Raw genomic sequence first — 15971 nt, forward strand, 5'->3', positions numbered from 1 at the left:
CCCTCACCTCTCCCCGGCCAGCCGCGCGGCCGCGACCGCCGCCTGCCCGTAGCTGATTCCGCCGTCCCCGACGGGGACCTGACCGCCGACGAGCACCCGCAGTCCCTGCGCGCGCAGCCGGCGTTTGACCTCGGTCAGCAGCCGGCGGTTGACGAAGCACCCGCCGCCCAGGCACACCGTCGTCGGCGCGCCGTCGGCCACCGCGCGCCCGACGAGTTCCGCGGTGACGACGGCGAGCGTGAGCGCGAAGGCCGCCGCCAGCCGCGCCACCGGCTCCCCGTCCAGCCGCCGCGCCAGCAGATCGGCGAGGGTGGGCGCGGGGTCGTACACCCACAACCCCTGGGCCCGGACGACCCGGTGGGCGAGCGCGGCCGCCCGTTCGCGCCCCGCCGCCGCTTCGAGCAGCACGGCCGCCTCGCCCTCGTAGCCGATCCGGTCGCACAGGCCGAGCAGCGAGGCGACCGCGTCGAAGAGCCGGCCGGCGCTGGAGGCGCGCGGGCAGTTGACGTCCCGGGCGATCATGGCGCGCACCGCGGCGACCTCGACCGGATCGAGCCGGTCGGTGAAGTGCCCGGTCAGCCACGGATACGGCCGGGGTGAGCCCAGCGTCTCCGCGCCCAGCAGATATCCGAGGGCGGTCCGCGACGGGTGCCGTACCGCCGCGTCCCCGCCGGGCAGCGGAGCGGTGGCGAACCGGCCCACCCGGCGGTAGCCGGTCAGGTCGGCGACGAGGATCTCGCCGCCCCACAGGGTCCCGTCGTCGCCGAGCCCCAGCCCGTCGTAGGCGACGCCGAGGAACGGTCCGCGCACCCCGTGCTCGGCCGCGCACGCGGCCACGTGGGCGTGGTGGTGCTGCACCGGCATCCGGCGCACCGGCTGGGCCTGCGCCCACTGGGTCGACAGATAGCCGGGGTGCAGGTCGTGGGCGAGGACGGCGGGCTCGATCCCGGTCAGGCGCTTGAGGTGAGCGTACGACGCCAGGAACGCCTCGTGGGCCGCCACGTCCGCCAAGTCGCCGGTGTGCGGGCCGAGATGGGCCCGTCCGTCGGCGGCCAGCGTGAAGGTGTGCTTCAGCTGGGCGCCGGCCCCCGCGACCGGCTCCCGCGCGGCGGACGGCAGCGGCGCCGGGGCCAGTCCGCGTGCCCGGCGCACGGTGATCGGGGTGCGTCCGGTGAACTGCACCACGGAGTCGTCGTAGCGGGACCGGATGGGCCGGTCGTGGGTGAGGAACCCGTCCGCCACGGCGGCCAGTGCGCGCCGCGCCTCGGTGTCGTCGATGGCGATGGGCTCGTCGCTGAGGTTGCCGCTGGTGACCACCAGGGGCCGGGCGAGTTCGTCCAGCAGCAGGTGGTGCAGGCCGGTCGTGGGCAGGAACAGGCCCACGCGGTCGAGGCCGGGGTGCACCTCGCGCGCGAGGGGCGGGGTGCCGTGCCACCGGCGGCGGGCCAGGAGCACCACGGGGCGGGCGGGGGAGGTGAGGGCCGCGCGTTCCGCCGCGCCGATACGGGCCAGCCGGTCCGCCGTCGCGAGGTCGGGCACCATCACCGCGAAGGGCTTCGCCGGCCGCCGCTTGCGCCGCCGCAGTGCGGCCACGGCCGCCGACTCGCCCGCGTCGCACACCAGCTGGTAGCCGCCCAGGCCCTTCAGGGCGACGATCCCGCCCTCGGCGACGGTCTTCACCGCCGCCCGCAGCGCCTCCTCGCCGCGCAGCTCTCCCCAGGCCAGCTCGGGCCCGCAGGCCGGGCAGGCGACGGGCTCGGCGTGGAAGCGGCGGTCGGCCGGGTCGGCGTACTCGGCGGCGCACCGGGCGCACAGCGGGAAGCGGCGCATGGTGGTGCGGACGCGGTCGTAGGGCAGGTCCTCGATGATCGTGGCGCGCGGACCGCAGTCCGTGCAGTTGACGAACGGGTAGCGGTGGCGCCGGTCGGCGGGGTCGCGCAGTTCGCGCAGACAGGCGTCGCAGATCGCGGCGTCGGGCGGGACCTCGCGGACGTCCGCAGCGCCGGGTGTGCTGCGCCGCACCTGGAAGCCCGGGGCGGGCAGGGGCCGCACGGGACCCTCGGACAGCCGGATGCGGCGCACGCGGGCGAGTCCGGGGGCGTCCGTGCGCAGGCGCGCCGCGAACTCCTCGACGGCCCCGGACGGTCCGGCGACCTCGCCCTCCACGTGCCCGTTGACGTTGGCGACCCAGCCGTCCAGGCCGAGTGCGGAGGCGGTGCGGTAGACGAAGGGACGGAAGCCGACGCCCTGGACGATGCCCTCCACGTGGAAGCGCCGCACGGTCATGTCCGCTCCCTCGCCAGGTGCGCGAGGTCGTCCTCGACCGCGTCGGCGACGGGATCCACGGCCGCCGCGACGGCGCTGCTCAGGCCGGTGCCGAAGTCGCTGTCGGCGCCCTCCACGGCGTACACGACGAGACGTTCCGGCAGCAGTCCGAGGGCCCGGGCCAGCTCGACGGCCTCGCCGAGGCCCAGCCCGTGCGAGCTGGTCGAGGACGGCGGCGCGAGGTGCCCGGCGTCCAGTTCCAGCCGGTGCACGCGGCCCGGGGTGCCCGGGTGGGCGTGCGCGGCGTCCACGACCACGGCGAGCCGGGCGCCCTCCCACAGGCCGATCAGCCGGCCGGGATCGCCGTCGCAGGTGGCGAAGACGGTGTCGTACGGCAGCGGTCGGCGCCCGGCCCGCTCCCGCAGCCGCTCGACCACGGCCCAGCCCACGCCGTCGTCGCGCCGGAAGGCGTTGCCGACGCCGATCACGGCGATGCCCCTGCTCGTCCTCATGCCCCTCACGGTGTGCCGTCCGGTCCGGGCCCCACAGGGGCCGAACGGACCTGTCCACCGGGGCCGACCCTCCCGTACGGCGTCGGGGCCTGTCCGCCGGAGCGGGCCGGCCGCACGTACGGCGCCTCTTCGGACCGTCCTAGGACGGCACCACGGCGACCGGGCAGCGGGCCGTCTCCAGCACGGCCAGGGCGGTGGTGCCCGTGCGGCGGCCGAGCACCAGCAGGCCCGAGGTGCCGGAGGCGTGCCCCAGGGCCTCGGCCACGGTGCGGGCGTCGACGTCCGCCAGCACGTCGACCTCCGGATACCGCGCGCGCCAGGGCCGCAGCGTGTCGGACAGCCGCTGCACCTCCTGGTCCTCCCAGGTGGCCCGGTCCTCCTCGGCGGGCGGCCAGGGCCGGTCCGCGGCCTCGGACGGCAGCGTCCAGGTGTGCACCGCGCGCAGCCGCACCCCGCGCCGCCGGGCCGTCTCGAAGGCGAATCCGAGGGCGCCGTCCGCCGGTTCGCGGGCGTCCAGGCCGACCGTCACGGCGCCCGCCGGGTCCACCGCGGTCGCCGGCACCAGCACCACCGGCCGCACCGAACCGGCGACCAGCGCGGCCACGGCGTCCGCGCGCCGCCCCAGCACGATCAGGTCCGCGTCCTCGCCCGGCGCGGACGGTGCCGTGGGCACCACGCGCACGTGCATCCCTCGCTCGACGGCTTCGCGTACGGCCCAGTCGGCCGCGGCCCGTCCCTCCGCCGATCCGTCGGCGCCCGCGACGATCACTCGTTCCATGCCTTCACGGTGGCGTCCGGCCGGCGCCCGGCGCAGGGGCCGAACGGTCCCGCATCGAGCCCTGGCGGCCCATGCCCGCAGGTGGAGCACCGGGCCACGCTGAAGGCGAGGAGCAGACCGAGCGCAGGAGGTGCGCACCATGCTTCCCCCCGTGATCGCCGGAGTCGACGGATCGGCCGAGAGCCTCGCCGCCGCCGAGTGGGCAGCCCACGAGGCGTTGCGCCGGGACCGGCCGCTGCGGCTGGTCCACGCCTGGAACTGGCATCCCCGCCAGGACGACGGCGAACCCGCCACCGCGGTGCAACGGCACCTGGCCCACCGCGCCCTGCGCCAGGCCGAGGACCGCATCCGCCGTACCTGCCCCGACCTGCGCCTGGACGACGAACAGGTCGAGGGACCCGCGACCGCCGCGCTGCTGAAGGCGGCCGAGCGGGCGGAGCTGCTGGTGCTGGGCTCGCGCGGGCTGAGCGGCTTCACCGGGTTCCTGGTCGGCTCGGTCGCCCTGGGCGTGGTGGCGCGGGCCGAGCGGCCCGTCGTCCTCGTCCGCTCCGGCGAGGAGGCCGCGGACGAACACCGGCCCGCCGCCGACGGCAGCCCGTCGACCAGCACCCCCTACCGGGACGTCGTGCTCGGCGTCGACCTCGGCGACCCCTGCGACGAGGTGATCGAGTTCGCCTTCGAGGAGGCCCGGCTGCGCGGCGCCCGTCTCAGGGCGGTGCACGCCTGGCAGCAGCCGTCCCGGATCGGGCTCGGTCCCGGCGAGATCGGGCTGCTCGAAGCCCCGCACCGGGCCGGGGAGTGGCTCGGCTTTCTCAGCGCCGTCCTGCAGGTCTGGCACGAGAAGTACCCCGAGGTCGTGGTCGTGCAGACCGTGACCGAGGGCCGCCCGCAGTCCGTGCTGGTGCGGGCCGCCTCCGGGGCGAGCCTGCTCGTCGTCGGCCGCCGCGTCACCGAGCGCGCCGCCGGCCCGCACACCGGCCCGGTCGCCCATGCCGCCATCCACCACGTCGACTGCCCTGTGGCCGTCGTCCCCCATGTCTGAGAGGCCTTGATGAGCACGCCGACGAAGTACGTGTACGCATTCGCCGAGGGCGGTCGCGACATGGCCGCCCTGCTCGGCGGCAAGGGAGCCGGACTCGCCGAGATGACCCGGATCGGTCTGCCGGTGCCGCCCGGATTCACCGTCACCACCGAGGCCTGCAAGGTCTACCTGGCAACGGGCCAGGAGCCGCCCGAGCTCGCCGTCGAGGCCGCCCAGGCCCTCGCCGGCCTGGAGCGCGCCATGGGCCGCACCCTCGGCGCGCCCGACGACCCGCTGCTGGTGTCCGTGCGCTCGGGCGCCCGCTTCTCCATGCCCGGCATGATGGAGACCATCCTCGACATCGGGCTCAACGACGAGTCCGTGACCGGGCTCGCCAAGGCGTCCGGGCAGGAGAGGTTCGCCTGGGACTCCTACCGGCGGCTGGTGCAGATGTTCGGGCACACCGTGATGGGCGTGGACGGCGACCTGTTCGAGCAGGCCATCGCCGAGCACAAGGCCCGCCGCGGGGTCGCCGACGACCATCTGCTCGGCACCGGCGAACTCGTGCGGCTGACCGAGGAGTTCAAGGAGATCATCCGCAAGGAGACCGGCGAGGACTTCCCGCAGGACCCGGCCGACCAGCTCTCCCGCGCCATCCGGGCCGTCTTCGACTCCTGGAACACCGAGCGCGCCCGCGTCTACCGGCGCCGCGAACACATCCCCGAGGACCTCGGCACCGCCGTCAACGTGCAGGCGATGGTCTTCGGCAACCTCGGCTCCGACTCCGGCACCGGTGTCGCCTTCACCCGCGACCCCGCCACCGGCGAACGCGGCCGCTACGGCGACTACCTGCCCGACGCGCAGGGCGAGGACGTCGTCGCCGGGGTGCGCGACGCGCTGCCGCTGAGCGAGCTCAAGACGCTCGACCCGCGCGCCTACGTCGAACTCGGCGACCACCTGCACACGCTGGAGAACCACTACCGCGACCTGTGCGACGTGGAGTTCACCGTCGAGCGCGGCAAGCTGTGGATCCTGCAGACCCGGGTCGGCAAGCGCACCGCCGAGGCCGCCTTCCGCATCGCCCACGACCTGCGCGAGGAGCAGACGATCAGCGCGGACGAGGCCCTCGTCCGCGTCGACGGCGCCGAACTGACCCGGCTGATGTTCCCCCGCTTCGACGTCAAGACCACCGACCGGCCCCTCGCCCACGGCGTGCCCGCCTCGCCGGGTGCCGCGGTCGGCGCCGTCGTCTTCGACTCCGCCGAGGCCGTACGCCGTGCCGCCGCCGGCGAGCAGGTGGTCCTGGTTCGCCGGGAGACCACCCCCGACGACCTGCCCGGCATGATCGCCGCGCAGGCGGTGCTGACCAGCCGGGGCGGCAAGACCAGCCACGCCGCCGTCGTCGCGCGCGGCATGGGCAAGGTGTGCGTGTGCGGCGCGGAGGAACTGGCCGTCGACACGGCGGCCCGGCAGTTCACCACCCCCTCCGGCGCGGTGGTGCGCGAGGGCGACACCGTCTCCGTCGACGGCACCGCCGGCACCGTCCACCTCGGCGCCCTGCCGCTGACCGCGTCCGACGTCGGGCGCGCGCTGGAGACGGGCACCGCCACCGACCAGGTCACCGACGCGGTCCTGGGCGCCCTCGCGCACGCCGACGCGGTGCGCCGCCTGGAGGTGCGGGTGAATGCGGACACGCCCGAGGACGCCGTACGCGCGCGTGCGCTCGGCGCGCAGGGGATCGGTCTGTGCCGTACCGAGCACATGTTCCTCGGGGAGCGCAGGGCGCTGGTCGAGGCGATGATCCTGGCCCGCGACGACGCGGCGCGCGAACGGGCGCTGGACGCCCTGCTGCCGCTCCAGCGGGACGACTTCACCGCGATCCTGGAGGCGATGGACGGGCTGCCGGTGACGATCCGGCTGATCGACCCGCCGCTGCACGAGTTCCTGCCCGACCGCACCGAACTCGCCGTCCGCCTCGCGCGCACCGAGCACCCCGACCCGCACGACCGTGAACTGCTCGCCGCCGTCGAGCGGATGCACGAGCAGAACCCGATGCTGGGCCTGCGCGGTGTCCGGCTGGGCCTGGCCGTCCCCGGCCTGATGGCCATGCAGGTGCGGGCCGTCGCCGAGGCCGTGGTCCAGCGGCTGCGGGCCGGCGGCACCCCGCGCGCCGAGATCATGATCCCGCTGGTCGGCACCGTCGAGGAGCTGCGGCTGGCCCGCGCCGAGGCGGAAGGTGTCCTCGGCGAGGTGGAGACAGAGACCGGACTGACCCTGGACTGCCCGATCGGCACGATGATCGAGCTGCCGCGTGCCGCGCTCACCGCCGGCCGTATCGCCCGGGTCGCCGACTTCTTCTCCTTCGGCACCAACGACCTCACCCAGACCACGTGGGGCCTGTCCCGCGACGACGCGGAGGCGTCCTTCTTCCCGCTCTACATCGAAAAGGGCGTCTTCTCGGTCTCCCCCTTCGAGACCATCGACCAGGAGGGCGTCGGCCGCCTGGTGGAACTGGGCGTCGCATCGGGCCGAGCCGTCAACCCCCGTCTGGAGACGGGCGTCTGCGGCGAACACGGCGGCGACCCCGACTCCATCCACTTCTTCCACCGAGCGGGCCTGGACTACGTCTCCTGCTCCCCGTTCCGCATCCCGGCGGCCCGGTTGGAGGCGGGGCGCGCGGCCCTGACGGAGACGACCAAGGCCAGCGACAGCCGGTGAGGTGACACGGGCCGGGGGCGGTGACTGGTCCCGCCGCCCCCGGGTACCCGCCGCGCATGGCGGTGGACAGGAGGACGGAGCGGCTGCGTGCGGTGCCTCCGCAGCGGCCGCGGGTGCGTACGTCGTCGGGGCGGGCCCTGCTGCGCTGGGCGACCACGACCGATCACAAGGTGATCGGCAATCTGTACCTCACGACCGCCTTCTCGTTCTTTCTGTTCGGCGGTGTCCTCGCGCTGCTGATGCGGGCCGAACTCGCCCGGCCGGGACTTCAGTTGTTCACCACGGAGCAGTACAACCAGCTCTTCACCATCCACGGCACCGTGATGATGCTGCTGTTCGCCACGCCCATGTTCGCCGGTTTCGCGAACGCGGTGATGCCGTTGCAGATCGGCGCCCCGGACGTGGCGTTCCCGCGGCTGAACGCGCTGTCGTACTGGCTCTACCTGTTCGGCGGCCTGATGGTGGTGTCCGGGTTCCTGGTGCCCGGGGGAGCGGCGGCCTTCGGCTGGTTCGCCTACGCCCCGCTCAACAGCGCCGTGCGCAGTCCGGGCGCGGGCGGCGACCTGTGGACCATGGGGCTGGTGGTGACCGGGGTGAGCACCACGCTCGGCGCGGTCAACTTCATCACCACCATCCTGTGCCTGCGCGCCCCCGGCATGACCATGTTCCGGATGCCGATCTTCACCTGGAACGTGCTGTTCACCTCGATCCTCGTGCTGCCCGCCTTCCCCGTCCTGACCGCCGCGCTGCTGGCCCTGGAGGCGGACCGGAAGTTCGGCGCGCACGTCTACGACGCCGCGAGCGGCGGCCCCCTGCTGTGGCAGCACCTGTTCTGGTTCTTCGGCCATCCCGAGGTCTACATCGTGGCGTTGCCGTTCTTCGGGATCATCTCGGAGATCATCCCGGTCTTCGCCCGCAAGCCGATCTTCGGCTACGTCACCCTCGTCGGCGCCACCATCGCCATCACCATGCTCTCCGCCGTGGTGTGGGCCCACCACATGTTCGCCACCGGCGCCGTCCTGCTGCCGTTCTTCTCGCTGATGTCGTTCCTGATCGCCGTGCCCACCGGCATCAAGTTCTTCAACTGGATCGGCACGATGATCAAGGGCTCCCTGTCCTTCGAGACGCCCATGCTGTGGGCGTCCGGCTTCCTCGTGACGTTCCTGCTCGGCGGCCTCAGCGGCGTCCTGATCGCCTCGCCGCCCCTCGACTTCCACCTCACCGACAGCTACTTCATCGTCGCCCACCTGCACTACGTCCTGTTCGGCACGGTGGTGTTCGCGATGTTCGCGGGCTTCTACTTCTGGTGGCCCAAGCTCACCGGCCGCATGCTCGACGAACGCCTCGGCCGCATTCACTTCTGGACCCTGTTCACCGGCTTCCAGACGACCTTCCTGGTCCAGCACTGGCTCGGCGAGGCCGGGATGCCCCGCCGCTACGCCGACTACCTGGCGGCCGACGGCTTCACCCTGCTCAACACCATCAGCTCCATCGGCGCCTTCCTGCTCGGCCTGTCCACGCTGCCGTTCCTCTACAACGTCTGGAAGACCGCGAAGTACGGCGAGAAGGTTGGCACCGACGACCCCTGGGGGTACGGCCGTTCCCTGGAGTGGGCCACCTCCTGCCCGCCGCCCCGCCACAACTTCACCGCGCTGCCGCGCATCCGCTCCGAGTCGCCGGCGTTCGACCTGCACCACCCCGAGGTGGCGGCGCGACAGGAGACGAAACGGGAGAACTGATGCGTACCGAGGCCCGACTCTTCACCGGTGTGGCGGTCTTCTTCGCCGTCACCGCCGCCGGCTACTGGTGGCGCTCCCGGGAACCCGCCGGCACCGCCGCGCTGGCCGTCGCCTGTCTGATGGCTGCGCTGGTCGCGTTCTTCCTGCACATCCAGTACCGTCGGCGCGGACTGCGCGCGCAGGACCGGCCGGACGCGCAGGTCGTCGACACCGCGGGCCCGGTGGACTTCTTCTCGCCGCACAGCCCCTGGCCGATCACGACCGCGCTCGGCGCCGTCCTGCTCGCCCTGGGCGTGGTCTTCGGCCTGTGGCTGTTCCTGCTGGGCCTGGGCATCCTCGGCCACGGGGTGTTCGGCATGGTCTTCCAGTACGCCGGACGGGACGCTCAGCGCTCCACCTCGCCCTCGGCAAGCTCCCGTTCCTCGACGTGACGTCCGTCCCGCCCGTTCACGCCGTACCCGTAGGTCTCCAGCACGTGCCGCCGTTCCTCGTCGAGCGGCCGGTGGCTCTCCTCGTAGCCGCCCGCGACGGTCTGCCGTATCTCACCGGTCTCCTCGCCCTCGGCCAGCCGCTCCTCGTCGGCCTCCTGCAGCGCCAGGCACAGCCGCCGGGTCACCATGAACGCCAGCGGCGGCAGCACCAGCACGGCGACGCGGAAGACCCAGGTCAGGGTGTTGAGGGAGACCTTGAAGGTGTGCGCCAGGATGTCGTTGCCGCCCGCCGCCAGCAGCACCCCGTAGAAGCAGATCCCGGCGACGCCGAGCCCGGTGCGCACGGGCCGGTCACGCGGCCGGTCGCACAGATGGTGCTCCAGGTCGTCGCCGGTGGCCCACCGCTCCGCGAACGGGTACGCGTACAGCACCGCGAACAGGCCGAGCGGCAGCGCCACCGCGGGCAGGAACACGTTCCACATGATCGTGTGCCCGGCCACCTCCGTCTCCCAGCGGGGGATCAGCCGCAGTGAGCCCTCCAGGAAGCCGACGTACCAGTCCGGCTGCGACCCCGTCGAGACGACGTCCGGCCGGTAAGGCCCGTAGGACCAGATGGGGTTGATCTGCGCGAGGCCGGCGAGGAGGGTCAGCACGCCCAAGACCATGAAGAACAGCCCGGTCGAACTCGCCGCGAACTGCGGGAACATGGGCTTGCCGACCGCGTTGCGGTTGGTGCGCCCGCGGCCGGCCCAGTGCGTGTGCTTGAGGTGGAAGACCAGGATCAGATGGAGGGTCACCAGCGCCAGCAGCAGGCCCGGGACGAGCAGGATGTGCACCGCGTACAGCCGGGGGACCAGCTCGTGGCCGGGGAACTCGCCGCCGAAGACGAACATGCTGACGTACGTCCCCACCACCGGCACCGACAGCATGATGCCCTGCGCGATGCGCAGGCCCGTGCCCGACAGCAGGTCGTCGGGGAGCGAGTAGCCGGCGAAGCCCTCCACCAGGGCCAGCAGGAACAGGGTCACGCCGATCAGCCAGTTGGCCTCGCGGGGACGGCGGAAGGCGCCGGTGAAGAAGACGCGCAGCAGGTGCACGCCGATCGCGGAGAGGAACACCAGCGCCGCCCAGTGGTGCAGTTGGCGGATGAGCAGCCCGCCGCGCACGTCGAAGCTGATGTCGAGCGTGGAGCGGTACGCCTCCGACATGCGCACCCCGTCCAGGGGGCGGTAGGTGCCGGCGTAGACGACCTCCGTCATCGACGGGTGGAAGAACAGCGTCAGCCACACGCCGGTCAGCAGCAGGACGACGAAGCTGTACAGGGCGATCTCGCCCAGCAGGAAGGACCAGTGGTCGGGGAAGGCCTTCCGCAGCAGCTTGCCGCCGTCGTAGACGGGAAGCCGCGCGTCGATCGCGTCGGCGGCGCGCTCCGCCGCGGGCCGGGACCGGGCCGTGTCTCTCCTCGCCAGCACGGCGCACGGGTGCCCGCGCGGTCGTACCGGAAACACACGTATCCGCAACGAAAGGTTGCGCATGGGCGAGTGCGGTCGTAGTCTTATGTGCAACCAAAGGTTGCGATTGGAGTCGGGTGCGATGGAGTACGGCAGTATCGAGCGGGAGATCAGGGTCGAGGCCACACCGGAAGTGGTCTACGAGGTCGTCAGCAGACCGGAGCACCTGCGCGAGTGGTGGCCCGACGAGGCGGAGCTCGGTGAACCGGTGCCCGGCGCCACCGGAGTGATCTCGTTCGGTGACCGGAGTTCACCGGAGGCCAAGGTCCTCTCCCTGACCGTGGTCGAGGCCGACCCGCCCCGGCGCTTCGCCTTCCGGTGGGTCTGCGACGAGGGGCAGGTCCCCGAGTCCGCCAACTCGCTGCTGGTGACCTTCGACCTGGTCCCGTCCGGCACGGGCACGCTGCTGCGCTTCACCGAGACCGGCTTCCGGGAGCGGGGCTGGGAGGCGGCCGTGCTGGAGGAGTACTACCGCGACCACGTCAGCGGCTGGGAGTACTTCCTGCCCCGCCTCGCCGCCTACGTCGCCCGGCTGGTGTCCACGTCATGAGCGTCACCGTCGACGACGAGCTCTGGTCCGCCGTCGGAGACCCCGTCCGCCGCCGCATGCTCGACCTGCTGCTGGCCGGCGGCAGCGGTACGGCGACCTCGCTGAGCGAGCGGCTTCCGGTCACCCGGCAGGCGGTCGCCAAACACCTCGCCGTCCTCGGCCGGGTCGGCCTGGTGCACGTCACGCCCTCCGGCCGCGAGCGCCTCTACCGAGTGGACGAAGCTCAACTGGCCCGCGCGGTGGCCCAACTGGCCTCCGTCGGAGCCGCCTGGGACGCCCGGTTGCAGCGCATCAGGTGGATCGCCGAGGCCATCCAGCGCGACCGCGACAACTGATCACACCCACCCGCCGAGTCACACCCACCCGCTGAGAAGGAGACACCGACATGGTGGACATCCTGCACAGGATCGGCGTCCTGGCCCCGCCCGAGGACGTCTACGCCGCACTGACCACGATCGACGGACTGTCGAAGTGGTGGACCGAGGACATCGAGGGCGACAGCGGGGTGGGAGGTGTGATCCGGTTCCGCTTCGTGCCCGGCGGCTTCGACATGAAGGTGGTGCAGGCGCGGCCCGCCGAGCGCGTGCTCTGGGAGGTCGTCGACGGGCCCGCGGAATGGATCGGCACCCGGGTCCGCTTCGAACTCACCCGGGAAGACGACTTCACCATCGTGCTGTTCCGCCACGAGGGCTGGAAGGAACCGGTGGAGTTCATGTACCACTGCAGCACCAAGTGGGCCGTCTACCTGATGAGCCTGAAGGACCTGGTCGAGACCGGCAAGGGCGCACCCTCACCGCACGACGTGCAGATCGGCAACTGGCACTAGGTGCGGTCGCCCTTGGGCTTGCCTCGCTGGTCCGGGGTGCCGTGCGGAGGCGGGCTGAAGGGCTGCGGCGAGGTCGCCGGCGACACCGGGGAGCCCCCGTGCCGCCCGGCCTGCTCGGGGCGCAGGGCACCCGGATCGCCCGTCGTCGGCTCCGCGCCCGCCTCCAGCTGCTCCAGACGGGCGGACAGCAGTTCGGTCACCGGCAGGCGGTCGGCGTGCGAGCGCTCGTAGGCGAGCAGGTCGCGCACCTCGTCGGCGCTCAGCGACCGTACGCGGCTCTCCAGGCCGCCGATCGGCAGGTGGTCGTAGTCGGGCAGCGGCAGCGTGCCGCGCGCCGGGTCGGTCATGGCTCTCACTTCCCTCTCGCTCGGATCAGCGGCCGCCGGGGGTCAGCTGCTGCCCGGACCCCCGCTCCCGAAGGAGCCGCTGCTGCCCTCGTTCCACCGCGGCCGCTGCCGGTGCGGAGCGGAACGCGACGGCGAGTTGCCGTGGTTCGGCAGCTCGTGCGGGGTCAGCCGGTGGTCGCTGCGGGGCACCTCGTCGGGCTCGCGGTTCTCCCGCACCTCACGCACCGGACCGTCGGCCGGCAGGCGCGGCTGCTCGTCGGGGTGCGGGGGCGCCGGTTCCCGGCGCCGGACGCGGGCGCCGACGATGAAGGCGCCGATCAGCACGACCACGATCACCACGCCCGCCGCGACGAGTCCCATGGCGGAGGCGCTGCTTGCGGCGATGTCCAGCGATGCGATGTTCATGGCACGCGGGTACCCCGGGCCCCGGCCGTGAACCGACTCACCTGGACTTGCGAAACCCGGCGTACGCAGGTACTCGCCCGCGCCGGACTGGTTTGACGCGGTCGGCACCGGCTACCCGCGCGGTGTGACTTCGACAACGACCCAGCAGGAGCTCTTCCGGTTCCTGGAGGACCGCTTCGCGTGCGCCCAGGCGTGCACGGAGTGCGCACGGGCATGCGCCCTGCGCGCCAGCCTCGTGGATCCGGACGGGACGGAGGAGCAGGAACTCATCCGACGCAAAGGAATCATGTGCGCGGAGGTGTGCGACGCCACCTGTCGCGTGCTGTCCGAACAGAGCCACCTCGACGAGGCGGGCATGCGCATCCAGGTGGAGTGGTGCCGCACCGTGTGCCTGGAGGCCGCGCACGTCTTCGACGACCATCCCGGCGCCGAGGACAGCGCCAAGGCCTGCCGGGAGTGCGCGCAGGCGTGCACGGACTTCCTGGCCACCCTGAACTGACCCCCCACCCGCCTACGACCCCCCGCCCCCCATTTCGCACGGCACCGGCATTCCCAATTTCTGGAACACGTTCTACGGTGTGCGCCGTCAGCACCGGCCTGGGAAGCCTGGAGGCGCCGTGCACCTCGAATACACGCCCGAGCAGCAGCGGCTGCGCACCGAACTGCGCGCCTACTTCGCCGAGCTGGTACCGGACAACGCCTACGCGCGCCACGGCGACCCCGCCGCCCAGAAGCGCTTCTACCGCGAGACGATCCGGCGGCTCGGCGAGGACGGCTGGCTGGGCGTGGGCTGGCCGAAGGAGTACGGCGGCCGCGGGCTGACGGCGATGGAGCAGTTCATCTTCTTCGACGAGGCCGCCCAGGCCGGCGTCCCGCTGCCGCTGATGGCGCTGAACACGGTCGGCCCGACGATCATGCAGTTCGGCACGGACGAGCAGAAGGCGTACTTCCTGCCGAAGATCCTCTCCGGCGAGATCGACTTCGCCATCGGCTACAGCGAACCGGACGCGGGAACGGACCTGGCCTCGCTCAAGACGCGCGCGGTGCGCGACGGCGACGCATACGTGGTCAACGGACAGAAGATCTGGACCACCAACGGCGACACCGCCGACTGGGTGTGGCTGGCCACCCGCACCGACCCCGACGCCCCGCCCCACAAGGGCATCACCATGCTCCTCGTCCCCACCACCGACCCCGGCTACTCCTGCACGGTCATCACCACCCTCGCCTCCCACGACACCACCGCCAGCTACTACGAGAACGTCCGCGTCCCCGTCACCCGCCGGGTCGGCGCCGAGAACCAGGGCTGGCGGCTGATCACCAACCAGCTCAACCACGAACGCGTCACCCTCGCCGCCCACGGCACCATGGCCATCCGCGCCCTGCACGACGTCCAGCGCTGGGCCATGGAGACCAAGCTCGCCGACGGCCGGCGCGTGATCGACCTGCCCTGGGTGCGCCGCAGCCTGGCCCGGACCCACACCAGGCTCGACGCGATGAAGCTCCTCAACTGGCAGATGGTCAGCGCCGTCCAGGAGGGCACCCTCACCCCGCAGGACGCCTCCGCGGTCAAGGTGTACGGCTCCGAGGCGCGCCGGGACGCCTACGCCTGGCTGATGGAGATCACGGGCGCGGTGGGGGAGTTGAAGGAGGGCTCGGCCGGCGCGGTCCTCCACGGCGAGCTGGAGCGCGGCTACCGCTCGGCGGTGATCTTCACCTTCGGCGGCGGCAACAACGAGATCCAGCGCGAGATCATCTCCTGGATCGGCCTGGGGATGCCCCGGGTGCGCCGGTGACAAAACGGGTCTGTCCGGCCGCATGCGCGGGCGGTGTACGCCGCTTCGTGCGCGTCGACGCCGCTGCGTGCGAGTCGGCGAGCGGGAATCGCTCGCCCCGCGCGGAGCTTCGGCCACCGCCGCCCCCAGGGTCGCGTTCCCCGCATCCCGTCGACGCTCTCGCGGACATGGGCCGGCATGCGGCGTTAGCCTGCGGTCATGGGTGATCCCGGACTGTTCACGCCGAAGTCGGTGACCTGGCAGCTGCACGGCGACCCGATGATGTGGGTCGCCGGGGTCCGCGCGCTCTACCTCCAGGCACTGCATCCGCGCGCGGTGCGCGGGGTCATGCAGAACTCCGACTTCCGCAAGGACGCCTGGGGCCGGCTGATGCGGACCGCGAACTTCGTCGGCACGACGACCTACGGCACCACCGAGGCCGCCGAGCGGGCCGGCGCCCGCGTGCGGAAGATCCACAGCATGCTGACGGTCGTCGACCCGGACACCGGGGAGCGCTACGGCGTCGGCGAACCCGACCTGCTGCTGTGGGTGCACTGCGCCGAGATCGACTCGTATCTGCACGTCGTACGCCGCTCCGGAATCCGCCTCACGGACGCCGAGGCCGACCGCTACGTCGACGAACACCGCGTCAGCGCCCGCCTGGTGGGCCTCGATCCCGACGTCGTACCCGCGAACCAGGCGGAGCTGGCCGCCTACTTCGAGAAGGTGCGCCCCGAACTCGCCGCCACGCCCGAGGCACGCGCGGTGGACGACTTCCTGCTCCGCCCGCCGACGCACCCCCTTCTCGTCCCGGCGCGCGAGCTGCTGTGGCGGCGCGTGGCCCAACTGGCGTACGCCGCCCTGCCCCCGTACGCCCACGAGCTGTACGGCAGACCGGCCCCCCGGCCTACCGCGGTCACCCGGCGACTGCGCGCCACCGGCACCGTGCTGCGCTGCGTTCCCGCACGTCTGCGCTGGCAACTGCCGCCCAAGCACATCCTGCGCGCCATGGCACGCCTCGGCCCCGGCTCCCGCCCCACGCCGTACAAACTCGGACGATAGCTCGCCATACTGGACGAGCCAGGGGCGGGCG

Annotated in this window: 16 protein-coding genes; 10 read left to right on the plus strand and 6 right to left on the minus strand. The window is 72.7% G+C overall.

The window, feature by feature from the left end; translation table 11 throughout:
- Nucleotides 1–3 precede the first annotated feature (3 nt).
- The 3 genes from hypF to ACYF6T_RS14310 form a co-directional block, all read right to left on the minus strand.
- Complete coding sequence (hypF, locus tag ACYF6T_RS14300) at nt 4–2286, minus strand: carbamoyltransferase HypF (RefSeq protein WP_461696436.1); 2283 nt, start codon at nt 2284–2286, stop codon at nt 4–6.
- Entirely contained in the window at nt 2283–2777 is a 495-nt protein-coding gene (locus ACYF6T_RS14305) for a hydrogenase maturation protease (RefSeq protein WP_461696438.1), read from the minus strand. Before ACYF6T_RS14305 ends, hypF begins: the two co-directional genes overlap by 4 nt.
- Before the next feature lie 139 nt (nt 2778–2916).
- Nucleotides 2917–3555, minus strand: a complete 639-nt coding sequence (locus ACYF6T_RS14310) for a universal stress protein (protein WP_461696439.1) — start codon at nt 3553–3555, stop codon at nt 2917–2919.
- Between the two features lie 139 nt (nt 3556–3694).
- Here ACYF6T_RS14310 and ACYF6T_RS14315 point away from each other — a divergent pair, with 139 nt between their 5' ends.
- From ACYF6T_RS14315 to ctaF, 4 genes are read left to right on the plus strand one after another with little or no spacing between them, the layout of a single operon-like run.
- Nucleotides 3695–4597, plus strand: a complete 903-nt coding sequence (locus ACYF6T_RS14315) for a universal stress protein (protein ID WP_461696441.1) — start codon at nt 3695–3697, stop codon at nt 4595–4597.
- Between the two features lie 9 nt (nt 4598–4606).
- Nucleotides 4607–7294: a pyruvate, phosphate dikinase gene (gene ppdK / locus ACYF6T_RS14320; protein ID WP_461696442.1), complete on the plus strand. Its 2688-nt coding sequence runs from the start codon at nt 4607–4609 to the stop codon at nt 7292–7294.
- Between the two features lie 56 nt (nt 7295–7350).
- On the plus strand, nt 7351–9033 hold the full coding sequence (gene ctaD / locus ACYF6T_RS14325) for an aa3-type cytochrome oxidase subunit I (RefSeq protein ID WP_461696443.1): 1683 nt from the start codon (nt 7351–7353) through the stop codon (nt 9031–9033).
- Nucleotides 9033–9464 carry an aa3-type cytochrome oxidase subunit IV gene (gene ctaF, locus ACYF6T_RS14330; protein ID WP_461696444.1) on the plus strand — a complete coding sequence of 144 codons (432 nt, stop codon included), beginning with the start codon at nt 9033–9035 and terminating at the stop codon, nt 9462–9464. The genes ctaD and ctaF overlap by 1 nt, the downstream gene beginning before the upstream one ends.
- Here ctaF and qcrB read toward each other — a convergent pair.
- Nucleotides 9419–10936 carry a cytochrome bc1 complex cytochrome b subunit gene (gene qcrB, locus ACYF6T_RS14335; RefSeq protein ID WP_461696446.1) on the minus strand — a complete coding sequence of 506 codons (1518 nt, stop codon included), beginning with the start codon at nt 10934–10936 and terminating at the stop codon, nt 9419–9421. The two genes, ctaF and qcrB, sit on opposite strands and share 46 nt — an antisense overlap.
- A 121-nt stretch (nt 10937–11057) precedes the next feature.
- Here qcrB and ACYF6T_RS14340 point away from each other — a divergent pair, with 121 nt between their 5' ends.
- Genes ACYF6T_RS14340 through ACYF6T_RS14350 form a run of 3 tightly spaced genes read left to right on the plus strand, consistent with a single transcriptional unit; the run spans nt 11058 to nt 12351 of the window.
- The gene (locus tag ACYF6T_RS14340; protein WP_461696447.1) at nt 11058–11525 is read left to right on the plus strand and encodes an SRPBCC family protein; all 468 of its coding nucleotides are present in this window, start codon (nt 11058–11060) and stop codon (nt 11523–11525) included.
- Complete coding sequence (locus tag ACYF6T_RS14345) at nt 11522–11860, plus strand: ArsR/SmtB family transcription factor (protein WP_461696449.1); 339 nt, start codon at nt 11522–11524, stop codon at nt 11858–11860. The genes ACYF6T_RS14340 and ACYF6T_RS14345 overlap by 4 nt, the downstream gene beginning before the upstream one ends.
- Before the next feature lie 50 nt (nt 11861–11910).
- On the plus strand, nt 11911–12351 hold the full coding sequence (locus ACYF6T_RS14350; RefSeq protein ID WP_461696450.1) for an SRPBCC family protein: 441 nt from the start codon (nt 11911–11913) through the stop codon (nt 12349–12351).
- Here ACYF6T_RS14350 and ACYF6T_RS14355 read toward each other — a convergent pair.
- Both ACYF6T_RS14355 and ACYF6T_RS14360 read right to left on the minus strand, forming a co-directional pair.
- Nucleotides 12348–12698: a hypothetical protein gene (locus ACYF6T_RS14355; protein ID WP_461696452.1), complete on the minus strand. Its 351-nt coding sequence runs from the start codon at nt 12696–12698 to the stop codon at nt 12348–12350. The two genes, ACYF6T_RS14350 and ACYF6T_RS14355, sit on opposite strands and share 4 nt — an antisense overlap.
- Nucleotides 12699–12740: 42 nt before the next feature.
- Complete coding sequence (locus ACYF6T_RS14360) at nt 12741–13103, minus strand: DUF6479 family protein (RefSeq protein WP_461696453.1); 363 nt, start codon at nt 13101–13103, stop codon at nt 12741–12743.
- Between the two features lie 124 nt (nt 13104–13227).
- Between ACYF6T_RS14360 and ACYF6T_RS14365 the strand changes: the two genes are divergently transcribed.
- From ACYF6T_RS14365 to ACYF6T_RS14375, 3 genes are all read left to right on the plus strand, one after another.
- On the plus strand, nt 13228–13602 hold the full coding sequence (locus ACYF6T_RS14365) for a four-helix bundle copper-binding protein (protein WP_461696455.1): 375 nt from the start codon (nt 13228–13230) through the stop codon (nt 13600–13602).
- A gap of 118 nt (nt 13603–13720) precedes the next feature.
- A complete protein-coding gene (locus tag ACYF6T_RS14370; RefSeq protein ID WP_461696456.1) occupies nt 13721–14899 on the plus strand; it encodes an acyl-CoA dehydrogenase family protein in 1179 nt (392 codons plus the stop codon).
- 198 nt (nt 14900–15097) lie between these two features.
- The gene (locus ACYF6T_RS14375) at nt 15098–15940 is read left to right on the plus strand and encodes an oxygenase MpaB family protein (RefSeq protein WP_461696457.1); all 843 of its coding nucleotides are present in this window, start codon (nt 15098–15100) and stop codon (nt 15938–15940) included.
- The last annotated feature ends 31 nt before the right edge of the window (nt 15941–15971 follow it).

It is taken from the genome of Streptomyces sp. 7R007 (assembly GCF_054850255.1).

Excerpts from the sequence above, each read along its gene's own strand:
- hypF (WP_461696436.1), bottom strand. The coding sequence starts at position 2,286 with ATGACCGTGCGGCGCTTCCACGTGGAGGGCATCGTCCAGGGCGTCGGC.
- ACYF6T_RS14305 (WP_461696438.1), bottom strand. The coding sequence starts at position 2,777 with ATGAGGACGAGCAGGGGCATCGCCGTGATCGGCGTCGGCAACGCCTTC.
- ACYF6T_RS14310 (WP_461696439.1), bottom strand. The coding sequence starts at position 3,555 with ATGGAACGAGTGATCGTCGCGGGCGCCGACGGATCGGCGGAGGGACGG.
- ACYF6T_RS14315 (WP_461696441.1), top strand. The coding sequence starts at position 3,695 with ATGCTTCCCCCCGTGATCGCCGGAGTCGACGGATCGGCCGAGAGCCTC.
- ppdK (WP_461696442.1), top strand. The coding sequence starts at position 4,607 with ATGAGCACGCCGACGAAGTACGTGTACGCATTCGCCGAGGGCGGTCGC.
- ctaD (WP_461696443.1), top strand. The coding sequence starts at position 7,351 with ATGGCGGTGGACAGGAGGACGGAGCGGCTGCGTGCGGTGCCTCCGCAG.
- ctaF (WP_461696444.1), top strand. The coding sequence starts at position 9,033 with ATGCGTACCGAGGCCCGACTCTTCACCGGTGTGGCGGTCTTCTTCGCC.
- ACYF6T_RS14340 (WP_461696447.1), top strand. The coding sequence starts at position 11,058 with ATGGAGTACGGCAGTATCGAGCGGGAGATCAGGGTCGAGGCCACACCG.
- ACYF6T_RS14345 (WP_461696449.1), top strand. The coding sequence starts at position 11,522 with ATGAGCGTCACCGTCGACGACGAGCTCTGGTCCGCCGTCGGAGACCCC.
- ACYF6T_RS14350 (WP_461696450.1), top strand. The coding sequence starts at position 11,911 with ATGGTGGACATCCTGCACAGGATCGGCGTCCTGGCCCCGCCCGAGGAC.
- ACYF6T_RS14355 (WP_461696452.1), bottom strand. The coding sequence starts at position 12,698 with ATGACCGACCCGGCGCGCGGCACGCTGCCGCTGCCCGACTACGACCAC.
- ACYF6T_RS14360 (WP_461696453.1), bottom strand. The coding sequence starts at position 13,103 with ATGAACATCGCATCGCTGGACATCGCCGCAAGCAGCGCCTCCGCCATG.
- ACYF6T_RS14375 (WP_461696457.1), top strand. The coding sequence starts at position 15,098 with ATGGGTGATCCCGGACTGTTCACGCCGAAGTCGGTGACCTGGCAGCTG.